The following is a 16494-nucleotide window of genomic DNA, read 5'->3' as shown; positions in this document are numbered from 1 at the left end:
GCGCACGATCGGCGATAACGCGTTTTTGGATGGGTTAGAAGGGGTGGCGATGCGGAAAGGACTGGCGGCGTGGGCATTTGCCCTCATCATGGTCACGGCCTGCGGCAAGGCGGGCCCGCTATCTGAGATGGAGCCCGGCGAGCGCGGCCGCGTGGTGCGCATCATCGACGGCGATGCACTCGTCCTCGATACCGGCCAGAGCGTCCGCCTTGTCGGTCTCGAAGCCCCGGCGATGAACTGGCGTGATAACGACCCGGACCCCTTCGCAGAAAAGGCCTCGCGCATGCTCGAGGACATGGTCATGGGGCGTGAGGTCCGCCTCTATTATCCTGGCCTGACGCGGGACCGCTATGACCGGGCGCTGGCACATGTCGAAACCACTGATGCCAAAGGGCCGGATTTCTGGGTGAATGAGGAGATGCTGCGCCGGGGCGGCGCGCGCCTTCGAATCTATCCGGACACGTCAGCAGGCAGTGAAGCGCTGGTGGAGGCCGAACGTGCCGCGCGTAGCGCGCGTGCAGGCTTGTGGGACGAGGCGGCCTACCTGCCTTTGCGGGCCTCCGCGATAGATGCAGAAACACGCGGCTTTCTCATTGTTCTGACAGAGCTTGGCGGCGAGGCCCCGATCCCCGCAGAGACCTATGGCGACCCGCCGGCTTGCGCCCGCTCAACAATGGGCCGCGCACTGGTCATCGACATCGCAAGGGGCGCTGAACGCCTTTGCGACCTGCCAGCTGGAACAGTGGGGGAGTTTCGGGGCTGGGTGTCGGGTGGACGCCTTGATCTCGTCCACCCGCTCCATTTCGAGAGCCAGTCTTCGGCAGACTAGCCAGCGATGTACTGCGCGCCGTTCACTGTCATGGTGGCGCCAGTGATGAAGGCGGCTTCATCCTTGGAGAGGTAAGAACACATGGATGCGATCTCCTCTGCCTTGCCGAGACGGCCAACCGGGATGGTGCCGATGATGCTTTCCAGCACCTTCTCCGGCACAGCGCGGACCATGTCCGTGTCGATATAGCCAGGGGCGACCACGTTTACGGTGATGCCCTTCTTGGCGCCTTCCTGTGCCAGCGCCTTGGTGAAGCCGATCAGGCCCGCCTTGGCAGCTGAATAGTTCGCCTGACCGAACTGACCCTTCTGGCCGTTGATCGACGAGATGTTGATGATGCGGCCCCAATTGCGCTCACGCATGCCGTCCCAGACCTGACGGGTCACGTTGAAGGCAGAGGTCAGGTCAACGCTGATGACCTCATTCCACTGCTCGAGCGTCATCTTGTGGAACGGCGCATCGCGCGTGATGCCCGCATTGTTGACGACAACATCGACAGGTCCAAGTTCGCTCTCGATCTGCTTGAGGCCTTCTTGCGTGCTCTCAAAGCTTGCGACGTCGAACTTGTAGCATTTGATGCCGAGGTCTGCCTCGCATTGGCGGGCAGCTTCCTCATTGCCAGCAAAGTTTGCTGCGACTGCGAAGCCGTCGGCTTTCAACCGCTCGCTGATCGCGCGTCCAATCCCCCTCGTGCCACCGGTAACCAGTGCGACTTTTGCCATATCTCTCCTCCAGGCGTGTTGCGCAGCAAAAAATTTTGTTGCGTCTGCTCAACTTGTTGTAAGCTGGGCCCTGTATAAGCCGGACGTATGATTTTGAAAGTCTCGCTATTTCATGCCATCCTAGGCTGAAATCACGATAAGAATCGCTCCCGAGGGCGAATTGAAGGGCATGAAATGACCAAGGCAAACGGGACTGGTGAAACAGTCATCATCAAGAAGTACGCCAACCGGCGTCTCTATGACACATCAACCTCATCCTATGTGACGCTCGATCACCTCGCAGATCTTGTGCGGCGCGAAGTAGACTTCGAAGTCCGCGACGCAAAATCGGGCGAAGACCTCACCCGTTCGGTCCTGACCCAGATCATTTTCGAGAAAGAGAACAAGGGCGACGGCGCCCTGCCACTCTCCTTCCTGCGCCAGCTGATCGGCTTCTATGGGGGCGGTGCACAAAACATGCTGCCAGCCTGGCTGGACATGAGCATGAACAGCTTTGCCGAGAGCCAGGAGCGCTGGAAAAAAGCGATGGGCGGTGCCCATCCGATGGCCTTCTTCGAGACCCAGACCCGCCGCAACATGGAGATGTTCGAGCAGGCGATGAAGATGTTCGCCGTGCCGGGCGCTGCGGGCGCAGCGGCTGGCCCGCGTCAGAGCGAGGCTGAGAAGGCTCCGCGGTCCAGCGCAAGCAAGCAGGAAACGTCCGAGGCCCGCGACGACGCCATGTCCGCGCTCAAGGCGCAGATGGAGCTGATGCAGAAGCAGCTCGATTCACTGTCGTCGAAATCCTGAGATAGGTCTGTTTTAGGGGCGCGGGCCTAACCCGCGCTCTCATCCAGCGCCTGCGCTGCATAGACATGCCCGAAATCGCGCGCCTGTACAATCAGCGCGCAGTTGCTTTCGCATGTATAGGCGTAGGTGACGCTTCCACCAGACCAGAGACCAAGTGAGCGTGCTTCGATCACCGGATTGACCATGTCGCCGCCCCGCGCCTCATCGCGCGCATATTCGACAAGCTGGACTTGCGCAGGCGAAGGCACGCTTCCGCTCAGCGTGAAGCGGTTTTCGGAAATCGCCCTGATCTCGATCTCATAGGGCGTGTTGACCGATTTCTGGCTGTCGATGTTTGCCTCGACTGTCGCCTTGCGCGTCGCCGGGCATTCCTTTTCGCCATTGTAGACCGATTGCGGGGTGTAGGGCCCGCGCAGGCCAAAGCGCTCTGCATAGGCGGTCTGACGTGCAGCGGCCGCTGGAAGCGCCAACGGGTCAGGCTCTCCAAGATAGTCCCAATAATCGACCGCCCAGGTCAGGATGAGAACATCGTCGCCGCGCTCGCTCTCGATCTCGCGAAGCGTGTCATAGGCTTGCGGGCAGACCTGACAATTATTTGAGGCAAACAGTTCCACCAGCACCGGCGTCTCGGCGGATGCCGCGCCTGCGCTGCAGCTGAAGATCAGGGCCGGAACGGCGAAAATCTTGTTGATCGGTCTCATGGAAAGCGCACTTACCGCCAGACGGGATGAAATTGAATTCACTAAGGCGTGAAATGAAGGTGCCGCCCTTCTTCCAAAGAGCGGCACCTTGTTTTTACTTGCTTTCTACACGCGTTTACGCAGCTTCGCGGGCGAGATTACGCAGCACATAGTGCAGGATGCCGCCATTGCGGTAGTAGTCGAGCTCGTTCTCGGTATCGATGCGCACCAGCGTGGAGACGGTCTGGGTGGAGCCGTCTGCCTTCTTGATGGTGACGTCGATGTCCTGACGCGGGCTGATGTCGCTGATGCCCGAAATGCTGACTTCCTCAGAGCCATCAAGACCCAGCGCCTGCCAGGACTGACCGTCCTTGAACTGCAGTGGGAGCACGCCCATGCCGATGAGGTTGGAGCGGTGAATACGCTCGAAGCTCTCTGCGACAACAGCCTGAACGCCGAGAAGGATCGTGCCCTTCGCCGCCCAGTCACGCGAAGAGCCGGTGCCGTATTCCTTGCCAGCGAAGACGACGAGTTGCTTGCCGTCTTTCTGGTACTTCATGGCGGCATCGTAGATGGCCATCTGCTCGCCAGACGGATGATGGATCGTCACGCCGCCTTCGACACCCGGAACCATCTGGTTCTTGATGCGGATATTGGCAAAGGTGCCGCGCATCATGACTTCGTGGTTACCGCGGCGAGAGCCGTAGGAGTTGAAGTCAGTGACTTCCACACCGTGCTCCTGCAGGTAGCGGCCAGCCGGGCTGGACGGCTTGATCGCGCCAGCCGGCGAGATGTGGTCGGTGGTGATGGAGTCAGCGAAGAGGCCGAGGATGCGGGCATCCTTGACGTCCTCTGCCTTGTCGAGATCGACCGTCATGCCGTCAAAGTATGGCGGGTTCTGCACATAGGTCGATTCCGGCCAGGAATAGGTCTTCGAACCGGTGACAGAGATGTTCTGCCAGTGCTCGTCACCTTCGAACACGTTGCCATAGCGCTCAGAGAACATCTCAGGCGTCACAGCTTCACGCATGACTTCGGCGATCTCTTTCGAGGATGGCCAGATGTCCTTGAGATAGACGTCATTGCCGTCCTTGTCCTTGCCGAGCGGATCCTTGGTGAGGTTCACGTGCAGGGAGCCAGCGATCGCATAGGCAACAACCAGTGGCGGCGAAGCGAGATAGTTCGCGCGCACGTCCTGGCTGATACGGCCTTCAAAGTTGCGGTTGCCCGAGAGGACGGAGCCGACAACGAGGTCGTTCTCGTTCACAGCCTTGGAGATGGCTGGCGGCAGCGGACCGGAGTTACCGATACACGTCGTGCAGCCATAGCCAACGAGGTTGAAGCCCATCGCATCGAGGTCGTCCTGCAGGCCTGCGCGCTCAAGATAGTCGGTCACCACCTTGGAGCCCGGTGCGAGAGAGGTCTTCACCCAAGGCTTGCGGCCAAGGCCCTTCTCAAGCGCGTTGCGGGCCAGAAGGCCAGCGGCCAGCATGACCGACGGGTTTGAGGTGTTGGTACAGGACGTGATGGCTGCGATGACGACAGAGCCGTCGTGGATGTGGAAGTCCGTGCCTTCGACCGCGTGCATGGAGACGCCATAGGCCTCGGGGTCGGTGTAGACGTTCTGTGCGCCCTCATCGACGAAACGGGATTCGCCTTCCGATCTTGGCGTCGTGTCAGGGTCCTTCTTGCCGCCGCGGATCTCGCTGAGAGCGTCACGGAAGGCATTGTCGGCCTCGGTCAGCAGAACGCGGTCCTGCGGACGCTTTGGACCAGCGAGCGATGGAACGACGCTGCCAAGATCAAGCTCGAGCGTGGAGGTATAGACAGGGTCTTTCTGTTCCGGGCGCCAGTAGCCTTGTGCCTTTGCATAGGCTTCGACCAGCTTCACGCGTTCCGGGTCACGGCCCGTGTCAGAGAGGTACTGGATCGTCTCTTCGTCGACCGGGAAGAAGCCGCACGTCGCGCCATATTCTGGCGCCATGTTGGAGATGGTGGCTTCGTCTTCGAGGGTCAGGTTTGCGAGGCCCGGGCCGTAGAATTCGACGAACTTGCCGACGACGCCGTGCTTGCGCAGCATCTGGGTGACGGTGAGCACGAGGTCGGTCGCAGTTGCGCCCTCTGCGAGCTTGCCGGTCAGCTTAAAGCCGACGACTTCCGGGATCAGCATGGACACCGGCTGGCCGAGCATCGCTGCTTCAGCTTCGATACCGCCAACGCCCCAGCCGAGAACGGCGAGGCCGTTGATCATGGTGGTGTGGGAGTCGGTACCGACGCAGGTGTCGAAATAGGCAACCGTCTCGCCGTCTTCTTCCTTGGTCCAGACGGTCTGGCCAAGATATTCGAGGTTCACCTGGTGACAGATGCCGGTGCCCGGCGGGACAACGCGGAAATTGCGGAAGGCCTTGGAGCCCCAGCGCAGGAACTCATAACGCTCCAAATTGCGCTCATACTCGACCTTCACGTTCTTCTCGAAGCTGTCCGGACCGGCGAAGAAGTCGACCATGACCGAGTGGTCGATGACGAGATCGACAGGAACGAGCGGGTTGATGGCCTCTGCATCGGCGCCGAGCTTTTCGGCCGCGTCGCGCATGGCAGCAAGGTCAACAACAGCCGGAACGCCGGTGAAGTCCTGCATCAGGACGCGGGCCGGGCGATAGGCGATCTCGTGGCTCATGTCGCCTTTGGTCTCGAGCCATTCCTTGAAGGCGAGGATGTCGGCTTTGGTGACCGTCTTGCCATCTTCGTTGCGCAGCATGTTTTCCAGCAGCACCTTGAGCGAGGCAGGAAGGCGTGACACATCGCCCAGACCGTTTTCGCCAGCGGCGGAAAGCGAGTAGTAGACGTATGACTTGCCGTCGACATCGAGTGTGCGGCGTGAATTAAAACTGTCGAGGGATGGCATCGTGGGAGTGACCTCTTCTTGCATGTGTCCGGTGGGCGCGCGCCGGTGCGCTGCGCTGGTTTGCCTGTCTCATATAGTCGATGTGCGGCATACGCAATTGCACGGGGATGAGACTTCTTGGCAGAAAACGCAGCCATGACGCCTGAGTTTCTCATCAGGGCAGCTAGCCTCGGCGCAATCCGGGGTGAACGCGTCCTTTTCTCGGACCTTTCGCTTGAGGTGAAAGCCGGTGAGGCGCTGGTGCTGCGCGGGGCAAATGGGGCGGGGAAATCGACCCTTCTTCGTATGCTGGGCGGCGTGTCGCGCCCGGATGCGGGGACGGTGGAGCGCCCGGTCCGCCATCACTGGATCGGCCATCGCAACGGGCTGAAGCCGCATGAAACGCCGCGCGCGCACCTGTCGCACTGGGGCCGGGTGTGGGGCAGCAGCGCAGATACAAAAGAGATTGCGGGCCAGATGGGGATTGAGCGACCCTTCGATGTGGCGGGCCGTCTTCTTTCAGCCGGGCAGAAGCGCCGCACCGCAATTGCACGCCTGCTGCTGGCAGATCGCCCGCTCTGGCTGCTGGATGAGCCTTTCTCTGCACTGGATACTCAAGGCAAGACGCTCGTTACCGGTCTCATCGACAAGCACCGCGCCTCTGGCGGCGCCGTGATCGCAGCGCTGCACGGCGAAGCGCCGTTTCAGGCGAGCGGCGAAGTGCAGCTATGAAAAGCCCATCTCCCCTTCGAGCCGCTTTTCGTCAGGCGCTTGGTGAGGCCTGGGCGGGCGGCGCAGGCGTGCTGCTCCCAATCGGCTTCTTTGCTGGCGCGGCCATGCTGGTGCCGTTCACGGTAGGCAGCGAGGCGAGCCAGCTCTCATCTATCGGCACAGGCATTCTCTGGGTTGCGCTTGCGCTTGCCTCTCTTGTTTCGATGGAGCGGGTTTTTCAGGCCGACCTTGAAGACGGCGTGCTGGAACTCTGGGCGCAGGAAGAGACGCCGCTCTTCCTCGTCGCCGCAGCAAAGATCGTCGCGCATTGGCTCGTCTCCGGTCTGCCGCTTGTCCTGTTGACCCCGCCCATCGGCATCGCGCTTCAGGTCGACCCGGGCGCGCTTGTGCCTGCCATGCTGGCCTATGGGCTTGGCGGTCTGGCCTTCTTCCTATGGGGCGGTGTTGCCGGGGCCCTCGCCGCAAGCGTGGCGCGCGGCGGGCTTCTTATTTCGCTGCTCGCACTGCCGCTCTTCGTGCCGACCGCGATCTTCGGGGCGCTTGCGACAATCGAGGGGCCGGGCGGGCCGAGCCTGCTTTTCCTTGGCGCCACGACGCTATTTGCGCTCTCGATTGCACCTTTCGCCGCATCTGCGGCGCTGCGCTTGGCGGTCGATTGAGAGACCTTTATCAGGGGGAGCCATGATCAGGGCTTTTGCCAATCCGCATCGTTTCATGGCGCTTTCGCGCTGGCTTGCGCCTGCCTGCCTGGGTGTTGGCGCGCTGCTGATGGTGTGGAGCGTCTGGCAGGGCCTCTGGGTCGTGCCGCAAGATGACTATCAGGGCGGCGACATCATGCGCGCCATGTTCGTCCATGTCCCGTCTGCCTGGCTCGCCATGGCAAGCTATATGGGCCTCGCCGCAACCAGCCTCATCTGGTTCGTCTGGCGGCATGAGCTCGCCGACATGGCGGCCAAATCCATCGCCCCGCTCGGCGCGGCCTATACGGCAATGTGCCTTGCAACAGGCTCCATCTGGGGCAAGCCGACCTGGGGCACATGGTGGCTCTGGGATGATGCCCGCATGATGTCGGTGCTGGTGATGTTCTTCCTGTTCCTTGGATATATGGCGCTACGTGCAGCCATGGAGACGCGCCAGAAGGCAGCGCGCGCCGGCGCAATCCTCGCCATGGTCGGCGCCGTCAACGTGCCGCTCATCAAGTTCTCGGTCGATATCTGGTCCTCCATCCATCAGGATGCGAGCGTGTTGCGCCTCGACGGACCGGCCATGCCGCCTGTCTATCTGACACCGCTCCTGATTGGCGGGCTGGCGCACATGATCTTCTTTGCAGGCCTCACCATGATGTTGATGCGCGCAGAGGTCTGGAGCCGCCGCGGCGATGTTCTCATCGCGCGCAAGCTGTCGGGGTCCTGATCCATGCTTCCAGTCTTTGAACAGAATGCCGCCTTTATCTGGACCATCTACGCGATCGGCGCGGTCGTGCCGGTGGGGCTGTTTGTCTATGCGCTCATCCGCGCGCGGATCGCCAAGCGCCGTCTGGACCGTCTGCAGGCCGAACGGGAGCAGGGCTGATGAAACGCTGGCTTCTCGTCATCCCAGTTGCGCTCCTGCTCGGGCTGGGCGTGCTTGGCGCCTACCAGCTGATGCAGCCGGATGATGAGAGCTTTGTCGCCAAGGCTGACCGCAGCGCCCCTGAGCGCGCCTTCACGTTGCTGGATGCGCCAGAGCAGGAGATCAGCTTCGCCACGCCGCCGGGCGATGGTCCGGTCATGGTGAACCTGTTTGCCAGCTGGTGCGCGCCCTGCCGGGCTGAGCATGGCGATATCACTTCGCTCGCTGAACAGTTTCCCGGGCAGGTCTACGGCCTTGCCTACAAGGATGCACCCGAAGCAACGCGCGCTTTCCTGGAAGAGCTTGGAAACCCGTTCGAGCAGATCGGCGTCGACCCGTCAGGGCAGGGCGGTCTCGACTTTGGCCTGACCGGCGTGCCTGAGACCTTCGTGATCAGCGAAGATGGGCAGATCATCCTGCATGTGCGCGGTCCGCTGGACGTCGAGCGTAGCCAGCAGGTCGCAGAAGCGCTTGGCGGCTAGGCCGGGGCTACTTCTTCTTTTTCTTTTTCTTCTTCTTGTCGGACTTTGATTTTTCCGCCTTGGCCGCTTTGTCCTTCTTGGACTTCTTCGGCTTGCTCTTCTTGGACGTGTCCGCGCCAGCGTCGGCAGCGTCTTCGGTCTCGGCTTCCTCGATCTCCGGCTCTTCTTCCGGTGCGCCAATGGCCGCAAGCGACAGGATGAAGCCGGCGCGGCGGTTGGAACGGATCATGGCGAGCAATTCTTTATCAGCCGCTTCTACGCCCGGTAGCGCCGCCTCGTAGACTTCGCGTCCCTTGGCAAGGAGAGAGACCGCCTTGGCGCGGGCATCCTCTGGCGAGGTGGTGCGCTCGATATAGCCCGAAGCCTCCATCCGGCGGACCATCTCGGCCAGCGTGGAGCGGTCAATACCTGTGCGGTCGACAAGGCTGGACTGGCTCTGGCCTTCTTCGCTCGCGAGCGCGGCGAGGACGGCAAATTGGCGAAGGGTCAGCCCCTGTGCTGCCAGCGCTTCGGTCGAAAGATTGACGGCGGCCTGCTGGGCGCGGTGCAGCAGATGGCTCGGCGATGTGGACAGATCGAAGCCCTGCGCGTCTTGTTGGTCAGCCATGTCGATCTATCCTTGCTTTTCACTTTATCCAGCCTGTTCTTAGACAGTATCTGGAAACAAACCGTGTGCGGATCAATGTGAATCCGCAATAAACCAACACAATAACAGGCTGATGACACAGACAGTGAGCGAGAATTTTGAGCTTGGCGTTCCTGACGGCGATGACCGCGAACGCCGGATCTGCCAGACCTGCGGCTTCGTCGATTACCGCAATCCGCGCATCGTGGCGGGCTCAGTCGTGACCAAGGGCGACCAGATCCTGCTCTGCAAGCGCGCGATCGAACCGCGCAAAGGCTTCTGGACGCTGCCAGCCGGATATATGGAGCTTGGCGAAACCGTTGAGGAGGCCGCGCAGCGAGAGGCCCGCGAGGAAGCCTGCGCGACCATCGATATCGACCGTATGCTGGCGACCTATTCCATTCCGCGCATCGGGCAGGTCCAGGTCATGTTCCGCGCGCGTCTCGTGTCAGACTTCAAAGCGGGGCCGGAAAGCATTGATGTGCAGCTCTTCGACTGGAAGGATATTCCTTGGTCAGAGCTTGCTTTCCCGACGGTCGTCTGGGCGCTGACGCATTATGCTGAGACCCGTGGCAAGGCGGACTTCGTGCCTTACGGCAACCCGCCGAATACCGACAAGGTTACGCGCTAGCTTCGCTTTCGCCCTTGGCGGTGTCGTCATCACTGTCGCGAAGATGCTTCATCGTATAGGGCACATTTGCCGCGCCGAAGGCCAGCGTGATGACCCAGGTGCCAAGCTTCCACCAGGTGGCCCAGGCATCCTCGAAATTGCGCGCGCCGAATGTGATGCCGAGGAAGTCATACTCCCCCGCCGGGGCCCAGAGCAGGCCTGCAATATAGAGCGGCTCTTCCAGTGGCGGCACGAAATAGCGCCAGACAAACTCATTGGCGGCCGCCATGAAGACAAAATAACCGCCCCAGCGGATCGCAAGCTGCGTCCAGGCATGGTCTGGCAGGTCGAACACCGTCTTAAACATCACTTTCCAGATATTCGTGCCGAAAGCGAGCGAGCCGAAGATGAAGGCGGCTAGGATCAGCTGCTGGATGGTCGGCTTTGCATAGATGAAGCCCTTGTCCTGCAGAACGATGCCGATGATGCCGAAGGAGCCGACGATCCCTGCGCTGAGCAGCGTAAAGAGCGGCACGCGCCCGCCGGTCATCAGCCTGCGGGCGATAAAACCGACGGTGAGGACGATCAGCACGCCGGTCGCCCAATAGAGCGCCGTATCGGAATTGATGGCCATATTGACGCCGCCGATCGAGGTCTCGACGTCGATGCCGAGCAGCCGGATCAGATTGTAGACCGCCACAAAAGCGATCACGGGCAGCAGTTCACCCCAGATCTGGTTGGCTTTGTTGGCGGCAGTGTCCAGGTCGGAGCTTTTGTCTGTCATGAAGCCTGTTACGTAGCTGGGGGCTCGTTGGATGCGTTGAGCCTGTCTTGCACGAATGACCGGGCACCTCCAGCATCAATCGCAAGCGCGGCTGCGGCATAGACAATGGCGCCCGCGATGGCTTTAGCGATGAGCTCCAGCCAGCCGCCAAATTCCGGAATAATCGCGATGGCCGGCCACATGGCGAGAGACGCTGCAAGGATCTTCAGGAATGGCACGAAGGGAAATGGGAAAGCGACATACCGCCTGCCGCGCCCGGCGATCACCAGGATGCCGATCGCATAACTGATAATGGTGGCGGCGACGGCGCCAATGATGCCGAACTGCGGGATCAGTATCAGGTTCGCGACAATATTTACGCCCGCCGGGATCAGCATGAGCAGTGCCTGCTCGCCCGTCTTCTGCGCCAGCTGAAAGGCGTCCGTATAATAGTGCATCAAAAGGCCATTCATCAGCCCGGCGAATGCAATCCAGGGAATGATGCGCGCCGCCTGCTCGCGAAGGTCTTCGCCGATCAGCGCCTCTGAGAGAGGTTCTGCAACCAGGGCAAGGCCCATTGCGGCAGGAAGGCCGATAAGCAGCATGGTCGAGACCAGACCCCGCGCCTCGTGGCGGGCCGCTTCCTTTCCCTTCTCTTCGAAGGCCGCAAGGACGAGCGGCTGGCCTGCCATGGCCGCCCATGCGCAGAGCAGCAGGATCGTCTTGTCGGCAACGCCATAGCCCGCAGCATATGCGCCGACGGCGGCCTCCCCGATGAACAGCGAGATGAGGAAGCGGTCAGCGACCGAGAGCAGAAGGTCGAGCGACAAGGCGGCCGCAATCGGCAGGCCGTAAGCGTAGTAGGTCCGGACTTTTGCAGGATTTGGCGCGCCGCCCTTCGCCTGATTTTGCAGCCAGAGTAATTGCGGAATGCCGACGATAAGGCCGGCAATCACAAGACCCATGAATGGGGCCGCGGCGCCAGCATCAGTCAGCCAGGCGATCAGAGCCCCGATCGCAAACCCGCCAAGCAGCTTGAACGAATAGATAAGCACATAGCGCTGGACCTCCTGGCTCGCGCGATGCGCTTCCAGCGTGGCCTGGACCAGCGTGCCGATCGGCATGGAGAGCGCGATCCATGGCAGGATGTGGAGGTAGCGCGGCAGATGGGAAACGGCCGCGGCCAGTACGATCATGACCAGTGCCGCCAGCAAAAGAGACCGCAGCAGAAGGGCGCGTACCGTGGCGAAATGCTCGGTGAGGGCATCCTCGCCTTCTGCGCGCGCCTTGGCGGTATAGCGGTAGGCAGCCGCTTCGCCCGGCGCCAGCGTCAGCGTGTGGATCAGCGCCATCACAGACAGCATCAGCGCGTAGCGGCCATACTCTTCCGGCCCAAGCAGGCGCGTGAAGACATAGACCGCCCCGAAGGAGGCGAGCGCGCTGGCGAGGTTGGCCGGCAGATAGCCTGCAAGATGGCGGGCGAGTTTCATATAGCTGCCCCTAGCAGCTATATCCGAAAGGAGGATTAAAGGCTGGTCTCAAGCAGGAGGAGGCCCGCTGCGAGGACGCAGGCGGCCACGATCCGGCGCGGGCCGAACCCTTCCTTCAGGAAGACCGCCCCCAAGATCGCCCCGAACACGACAGAGGTTTCGCGCATGGCGGTCACAGTGGCCGCGTCCGTCATCGAAAAGGCAAGCAGCGCTGCGCCATAGGAGATAACCGACGAGACTCCGCCAACGGCGCCGCCAACAAGCTGCGGGCGCAGGCGCTTGAAAAGCTGGCCGCGCCGCGTCCAGACGGTCACAGCTGTGGTGCCGAGCCAGTCGAGCATGAAGAGCCAGACAATGAAGGTGAACCGGTTCTCTGCGAGCCGCACACCATACGCATCCGTCACTGAATAGAGGCCGATGCCGAGCGCGGTCAGTCCCGCCCACATCAGCGCAATGCGGTCGAGAGACGCCTGATCCAGCGACTTGCCAGCAGGCAGGGCGAACACAATCAGTGCCAGTGTCGCGAGCGCCAGACCCGCCCAGCCCAGCAGGGTAGGCATTTCCTGCAGCGCAAAGACAGCAATGACGGCGGTCGCCAATGGTGCGAGCCCGCGCATGACCGGAAAGACCAGCGACAGGTCACCCCGGTGCAGGGCGCGGATCATGAAGAACTGATAGACCCAGTGCGCGCCGATCGCCATCGCAATGGCTGGCCAGAGTTCGGCTTCTGGAAACGGGACGAAGAAGGCAAAAGGCAGGACGCAGAGCGCCGAGGTGATCGACAGCACCATGCGCGCACTGAGCACGTCGCCGCCGCGCTTTACCGCAAAATTGGCAAGCGCGACTGTCACAGCGGACAAGAGGCAGAGAAGCAGGGGAAGCGTGGTCGCTGACATGGCCTGCCCTGTCGGGCTGGAGCGGCCTGATTGTCAAGCTGGATGCGCGCGAAAGGAATGCACAAGGACCACATGCGCCGTCTTAGCGCTCGTGTCCCGTCGACCTAGTAACTAGGTGGGTGCCGGTTAGGATAGGCCACGGCCAGTCCCAGCGCCAGCTCCCTTGACGGAACGTAAGGTCGGCGGACAGCTGGCTTCCTCGAACGCCGCAGCCCTTGTGCTATCCCATGAGATAATGCGCCGGGTGGGGTTTGAACAGGGGCAATGCGCGTTCGCCCGCCACAGCGGCTCGGGCGTGTCGTAAATGACAGTGCCTTCATGAAAAACCATTAAATTACAAAGCGATCACATCCGCGCCCAACGGGTTGAACCAGAGCTTTCGATCTGATTGGCTCCTTCGCGCAAACAAGGAAAGGAGACCTCCATGTCTCTCAACAGATTTCGTTTCGGTGCTGGCGCCGCTCTTGCAGCAGCCATGACCCTTGCAGGCGGTGCAGCCGTCGCACAGCAAAGCATGCCGCAGCAGGCTCAGCCGCAGATGCAGCAGCCTGAGATCGACCCGGTCAGCGATGCAGAGATCGAGCAGTTCGTCGCCGCCAATGGCGCGCTGACCAAGATTGCTGAAGAAGCAACGCCGAAGCTGCAGGCCGCAGAAGATCAGGCCGCCGCTCAGGAGATCGAGGCCGCAGCGCAAGCTGACATGATCGCAGCCATCAAGGCAGAAGGCCTGACCGCGCAGCGCTTCACGCAGATCGTACAGCTGGCACAGGTCGATGCTGAGCTTGCCACCAAGATCCGCACGGAAATGAACAGCTAGAACGATGATATAACGTGATTTTTCCAGATAGGGCCCTGCCGACACGGTGGGGCCCTGTTTTTTGGCAGAAAGAATTTCCGCCCCCTGCTCGCCCGGTTTAGGGCTTGTCTTGGTCACCCTGTGGTGAGACGTTTCCCTCAGGAGCAGGCATCAAGCCTGCGGGAGGTCCGGATGATGAGATTCTTGCTGCTAGCTGGCGCGCTTGCGCTTTCCGCCTGCGGAGGCGATACGCCTGACGAAGAGGCGCAAAATACCCCGATCGAAGCTGGCCCGATGGCGGGCGATGACGTCCCGATTGAGCAGCAGCCGCTGCCAGAGATCGTTTCGCCGCTTGCAGACGCTGATCCTCTGACGCCCGGCACCTATTGCTATTTCCGCGACGACGAGAATGTCACCGAAGGCCTCGAAGTCATGGTCAATGACGACGGCACGGTGAGCGGCGATAATTGGGGCATCATCCACCAGGAGGCGGCTGGCTATTACGCGGCCTTCTCGACCGTCCTGACGAGCGGCCAGATTGATGAGACTGCGGCTGTGATGTTCGATACCCAGACAGAGGTCGATGGCGACAGCCAGCGCGGCAGCGCGATCTGGTATCTCGCCGCCGAAGGCGCCGTCCCGGACGGGCTAGATATCATGCTGGAGCCTGCCGAATGCGAAGGCCTCGAAGAGCGGGTTCAGGAGGCCGGCGCGCCTTAGCCCCCAGTCTGGACGGCATTAAAAAAGCCCCGGCTTCTCAAGGCCGGGGCTTTCCTGTGTCTGGCTAGTAGCTGCCTAGTTAAGCAGCTGCGTCACAAGCTGGGTGGCCAGCTGGACCATGACGATGTCGCCATCGACTTCGGCATAATAATAGCCGTCACGCGGTGCGCGCAGTCCATAGCGGTCATAGTCGCGGATCACGCGGTAGTCATTATAGGTGCGGCCATTATAGCGAATGGCGTCGCGCTGGCCGTCCTGATAGCCTTCATTGTAAGCGCGCTGCTCATCGCGGCGGTCGTCATACCGGTCGCGATAGTCGCTGCGATCAACACCTGGGGTGCACCAGCCCTTCTTCGCATGGCCCGGCGGGCAATGCTGCGGGTCGGCAAAGGCCGGGGTGGCGGTGGCTGCAAAGGCCGCGGCGGCAGCGCCATAAGCGCCGAATTTAATGAGCTTTTTCATGAGCTTCTTGTCCTTTCGATGCGTTCTGCACGCCATTGAAACGGACATGGGGAACAGGCGGTTCCCGTGAGCGGCCTTAACTTGAATTAAGAAAAACTACTTCGCAAACAGGCGGCCCATATCGGCGAACGCCTTGATTTCAATGGCATTACCCGACGGGTCGGTGAAAAACATGGTCGCCTGCTCGCCCGGCTCACCCTTGAAGCGGATATAGGGCTCGATCAGGAATTCCACTTTGCCTTCAAGGCGTTGGCGAAGCGCCTGCCAGCTCTCCATGTCGAGAATCAGCCCAAAATGGCGCACAGGCACGCCCTTGCCGTCAACTTGGTTTGTCTGCGCCGTTCCGCACAGCTCTGGCGCGAGATGGGCGACGATCTGGTGCCCATAGAAGTCGAAATCGACCCATTCCGGGCTCGATCGGCCTTCCGGGCAGCCCAAGAGCTCCCCGTAAAAGCTGCGCGCGGCGGAAAGGTCATGGACTGGAAAGGCAAGATGAAAGGGATGCATGAGGCGGAAACTCGCGTGGAAGCCCCGGCGGGTCAATCTCGATTTTCCGGTCGGATGGTGTGGGGGAAACCCGGGCGTCTGGACGGTGCAGTGACGGTGCACTGGCGGTGTGTGGGCGGTGTTTTTGAAAAGGGGGGAGAAAACTTGGTCGTTTTCAGGAAATTCGATGCCGGTGAATCAATCGCCCCCTTCTCCCGGCAGCGGGAGAAGGGTTGGGGATGAGGGCTGATAGGTTGGGTCTTTGCGCCGCGTTGATGAATCCCACCAACGCTGTAGCCCTCACCCCTGACCCCTCTCCCGCAATCGGGAGAGGGGAAAGTCACTCCTGCAGGCGTTTGGCGATTTCATCTCTCACCAACGAAATAAGATGATTGCCGCTCATCGCAGTTTCTGCTGGGACGCGCACCACATGCCAACCGGCCGAGCGAAGCCTGGCATCGCGTTCGGCATCGTTCTGTCGTACCGCTTCGATGTCATGGATCGCGCCATCTATTTCGATGACCAGCCTCAGGGACCGGATCGCGAAATCGACGGTCAGGCCTTCGACGCTGACCTGCCGCCTGACCGCATAGCCTTCGGCGCGCAGCTGGCGAAGTGTCTCCCAGGCCTTCTGCTCAGGCGCGTTCGCGCGTCGGCGAAGCGACCGTGCGCGCCGGGTTGATGGGTATTCGCTCATCGAACGACTATCGTTTCGGTTGAGAGGACTCGCAAGCCTTGTGGCTATCGCTCCCTTCTCCCGGCCTCGGGAGAAGGGTCGGGGATGAGGGCTATGAGAGTTGGACTTGGCGCTGCGTTGATGAATCCCACCAGCGCCGGAGCCCTCACCCCTGACCCCTCTCCCGCAATCGGGAGAGGGGGAGGAGCTTGACTGAGAGGGGAGGAGCCTCCGGTCTATT

The 16494-nt window shown here is 61.3% G+C and carries 20 protein-coding genes and 1 other RNA gene; 10 read left to right on the top strand and 11 right to left on the bottom strand.

Annotated features, from left to right (window positions below; all coding sequences use genetic code 11):
- Positions 1-49 precede the first annotated feature (49 nt).
- Positions 50-829 (top strand): thermonuclease family protein, encoded by a 780-nt coding sequence (locus KUV46_03855; protein ID QYJ01537.1) that lies wholly within the window; start codon positions 50-52, stop codon positions 827-829.
- On the opposite strand, the gene phbB is transcribed toward KUV46_03855, so the two are convergent.
- Positions 826-1551 (bottom strand): acetoacetyl-CoA reductase, encoded by a 726-nt coding sequence (gene phbB / locus KUV46_03850; protein QYJ01536.1) that lies wholly within the window; start codon positions 1549-1551, stop codon positions 826-828. The two genes, KUV46_03855 and phbB, sit on opposite strands and share 4 nt — an antisense overlap.
- 174 nt (positions 1552-1725) lie before the next feature.
- On the opposite strand from phbB, the gene phaR reads away from it, so the two are divergent.
- Positions 1726-2340, top strand: coding sequence for a polyhydroxyalkanoate synthesis repressor PhaR (gene phaR, locus KUV46_03845; protein ID QYJ01535.1), 615 nt, complete (start codon positions 1726-1728; stop codon positions 2338-2340).
- Positions 2341-2366: 26 nt separating this feature from the next.
- Here phaR and KUV46_03840 read toward each other — a convergent pair whose 3' ends face one another.
- Together KUV46_03840 and acnA are read right to left on the bottom strand one after the other, a co-directional pair.
- Positions 2367-3041 (bottom strand): DUF1223 domain-containing protein, encoded by a 675-nt coding sequence (locus KUV46_03840; protein QYJ01534.1) that lies wholly within the window; start codon positions 3039-3041, stop codon positions 2367-2369.
- A gap of 115 nt (positions 3042-3156) precedes the next feature.
- Positions 3157-5925: an aconitate hydratase AcnA gene (acnA, locus tag KUV46_03835; GenBank protein ID QYJ01533.1), complete on the bottom strand. Its 2769-nt coding sequence runs from the start codon at positions 5923-5925 to the stop codon at positions 3157-3159.
- 117 nt (positions 5926-6042) lie between these two features.
- On the opposite strand from acnA, the gene ccmA reads away from it, so the two are divergent.
- The 5 genes from ccmA to KUV46_03810 are packed head-to-tail and all read left to right on the top strand — an operon-like array spanning position 6043 to position 8729.
- Positions 6043-6636, top strand: a complete 594-nt coding sequence (gene ccmA, locus KUV46_03830; protein ID QYJ01532.1) for a heme ABC exporter ATP-binding protein CcmA — start codon at positions 6043-6045, stop codon at positions 6634-6636.
- Positions 6633-7295 carry a heme exporter protein CcmB gene (locus KUV46_03825; GenBank protein QYJ01531.1) on the top strand — a complete coding sequence of 221 codons (663 nt, stop codon included), beginning with the start codon at positions 6633-6635 and terminating at the stop codon, positions 7293-7295. The genes ccmA and KUV46_03825 overlap by 4 nt, the downstream gene beginning before the upstream one ends.
- A 22-nt stretch (positions 7296-7317) precedes the next feature.
- The gene (gene ccmC / locus KUV46_03820; protein ID QYJ01530.1) at positions 7318-8049 is read left to right on the top strand and encodes a heme ABC transporter permease CcmC; all 732 of its coding nucleotides are present in this window, start codon (positions 7318-7320) and stop codon (positions 8047-8049) included.
- 3 nt (positions 8050-8052) lie between these two features.
- A complete protein-coding gene (locus KUV46_03815) occupies positions 8053-8208 on the top strand; it encodes a heme exporter protein CcmD (GenBank protein ID QYJ01529.1) in 156 nt (51 codons plus the stop codon).
- Positions 8208-8729 (top strand): redoxin domain-containing protein, encoded by a 522-nt coding sequence (locus KUV46_03810; GenBank protein QYJ01528.1) that lies wholly within the window; start codon positions 8208-8210, stop codon positions 8727-8729. The genes KUV46_03815 and KUV46_03810 overlap by 1 nt, the downstream gene beginning before the upstream one ends.
- 7 nt (positions 8730-8736) lie before the next feature.
- Here KUV46_03810 and KUV46_03805 read toward each other — a convergent pair whose 3' ends face one another.
- Positions 8737-9336 carry a MarR family transcriptional regulator gene (locus tag KUV46_03805; GenBank protein ID QYJ01527.1) on the bottom strand — a complete coding sequence of 200 codons (600 nt, stop codon included), beginning with the start codon at positions 9334-9336 and terminating at the stop codon, positions 8737-8739.
- A gap of 112 nt (positions 9337-9448) precedes the next feature.
- On the opposite strand from KUV46_03805, the gene KUV46_03800 reads away from it, so the two are divergent.
- Positions 9449-9985: an NUDIX hydrolase gene (locus KUV46_03800; protein QYJ02341.1), complete on the top strand. Its 537-nt coding sequence runs from the start codon at positions 9449-9451 to the stop codon at positions 9983-9985.
- On the opposite strand, the gene KUV46_03795 is transcribed toward KUV46_03800, so the two are convergent.
- The 4 genes from KUV46_03795 to ssrS form a co-directional block, all read right to left on the bottom strand.
- Positions 9975-10748, bottom strand: a complete 774-nt coding sequence (locus tag KUV46_03795; GenBank protein ID QYJ01526.1) for a septation protein IspZ — start codon at positions 10746-10748, stop codon at positions 9975-9977. The two genes, KUV46_03800 and KUV46_03795, sit on opposite strands and share 11 nt — an antisense overlap.
- Before the next feature lie 8 nt (positions 10749-10756).
- On the bottom strand, positions 10757-12217 hold the full coding sequence (locus KUV46_03790; GenBank protein QYJ01525.1) for a polysaccharide biosynthesis C-terminal domain-containing protein: 1461 nt from the start codon (positions 12215-12217) through the stop codon (positions 10757-10759).
- A 35-nt stretch (positions 12218-12252) separates the two neighbouring features.
- On the bottom strand, positions 12253-13113 hold the full coding sequence (locus tag KUV46_03785) for a DMT family transporter (GenBank protein ID QYJ01524.1): 861 nt from the start codon (positions 13111-13113) through the stop codon (positions 12253-12255).
- Positions 13114-13174: 61 nt separating this feature from the next.
- A non-coding RNA gene (gene ssrS / locus KUV46_03780) (6S RNA) lies at positions 13175-13331 on the bottom strand.
- 206 nt (positions 13332-13537) lie between these two features.
- On the opposite strand from ssrS, the gene KUV46_03775 reads away from it, so the two are divergent.
- Together KUV46_03775 and KUV46_03770 are read left to right on the top strand one after the other, a co-directional pair.
- A complete protein-coding gene (locus tag KUV46_03775) occupies positions 13538-13930 on the top strand; it encodes a DUF4168 domain-containing protein (protein QYJ01523.1) in 393 nt (130 codons plus the stop codon).
- A gap of 171 nt (positions 13931-14101) precedes the next feature.
- Entirely contained in the window at positions 14102-14629 is a 528-nt protein-coding gene (locus KUV46_03770) for a hypothetical protein (GenBank protein QYJ01522.1), read from the top strand.
- Positions 14630-14704: 75 nt separating this feature from the next.
- Here KUV46_03770 and KUV46_03765 read toward each other — a convergent pair whose 3' ends face one another.
- The 3 genes from KUV46_03765 to KUV46_03755 form a co-directional block, all read right to left on the bottom strand.
- On the bottom strand, positions 14705-15091 hold the full coding sequence (locus tag KUV46_03765; GenBank protein QYJ01521.1) for an RcnB family protein: 387 nt from the start codon (positions 15089-15091) through the stop codon (positions 14705-14707).
- Between the two features lie 96 nt (positions 15092-15187).
- Positions 15188-15598, bottom strand: a complete 411-nt coding sequence (locus tag KUV46_03760; protein ID QYJ01520.1) for a VOC family protein — start codon at positions 15596-15598, stop codon at positions 15188-15190.
- Between the two features lie 319 nt (positions 15599-15917).
- Complete coding sequence (locus tag KUV46_03755) at positions 15918-16274, bottom strand: endonuclease domain-containing protein (GenBank protein QYJ01519.1); 357 nt, start codon at positions 16272-16274, stop codon at positions 15918-15920.
- Positions 16275-16494 lie beyond the last annotated feature (220 nt).

The sequence above is a fragment of the Thalassovita mediterranea genome, from assembly GCA_019448215.1.
Lineage (GTDB): Bacteria > Pseudomonadota > Alphaproteobacteria > Caulobacterales > Hyphomonadaceae > Henriciella.
The sequence above is the reverse complement of the archived record's forward strand: the minus strand, read 5'-3'. Positions and strand labels throughout refer to the sequence as shown.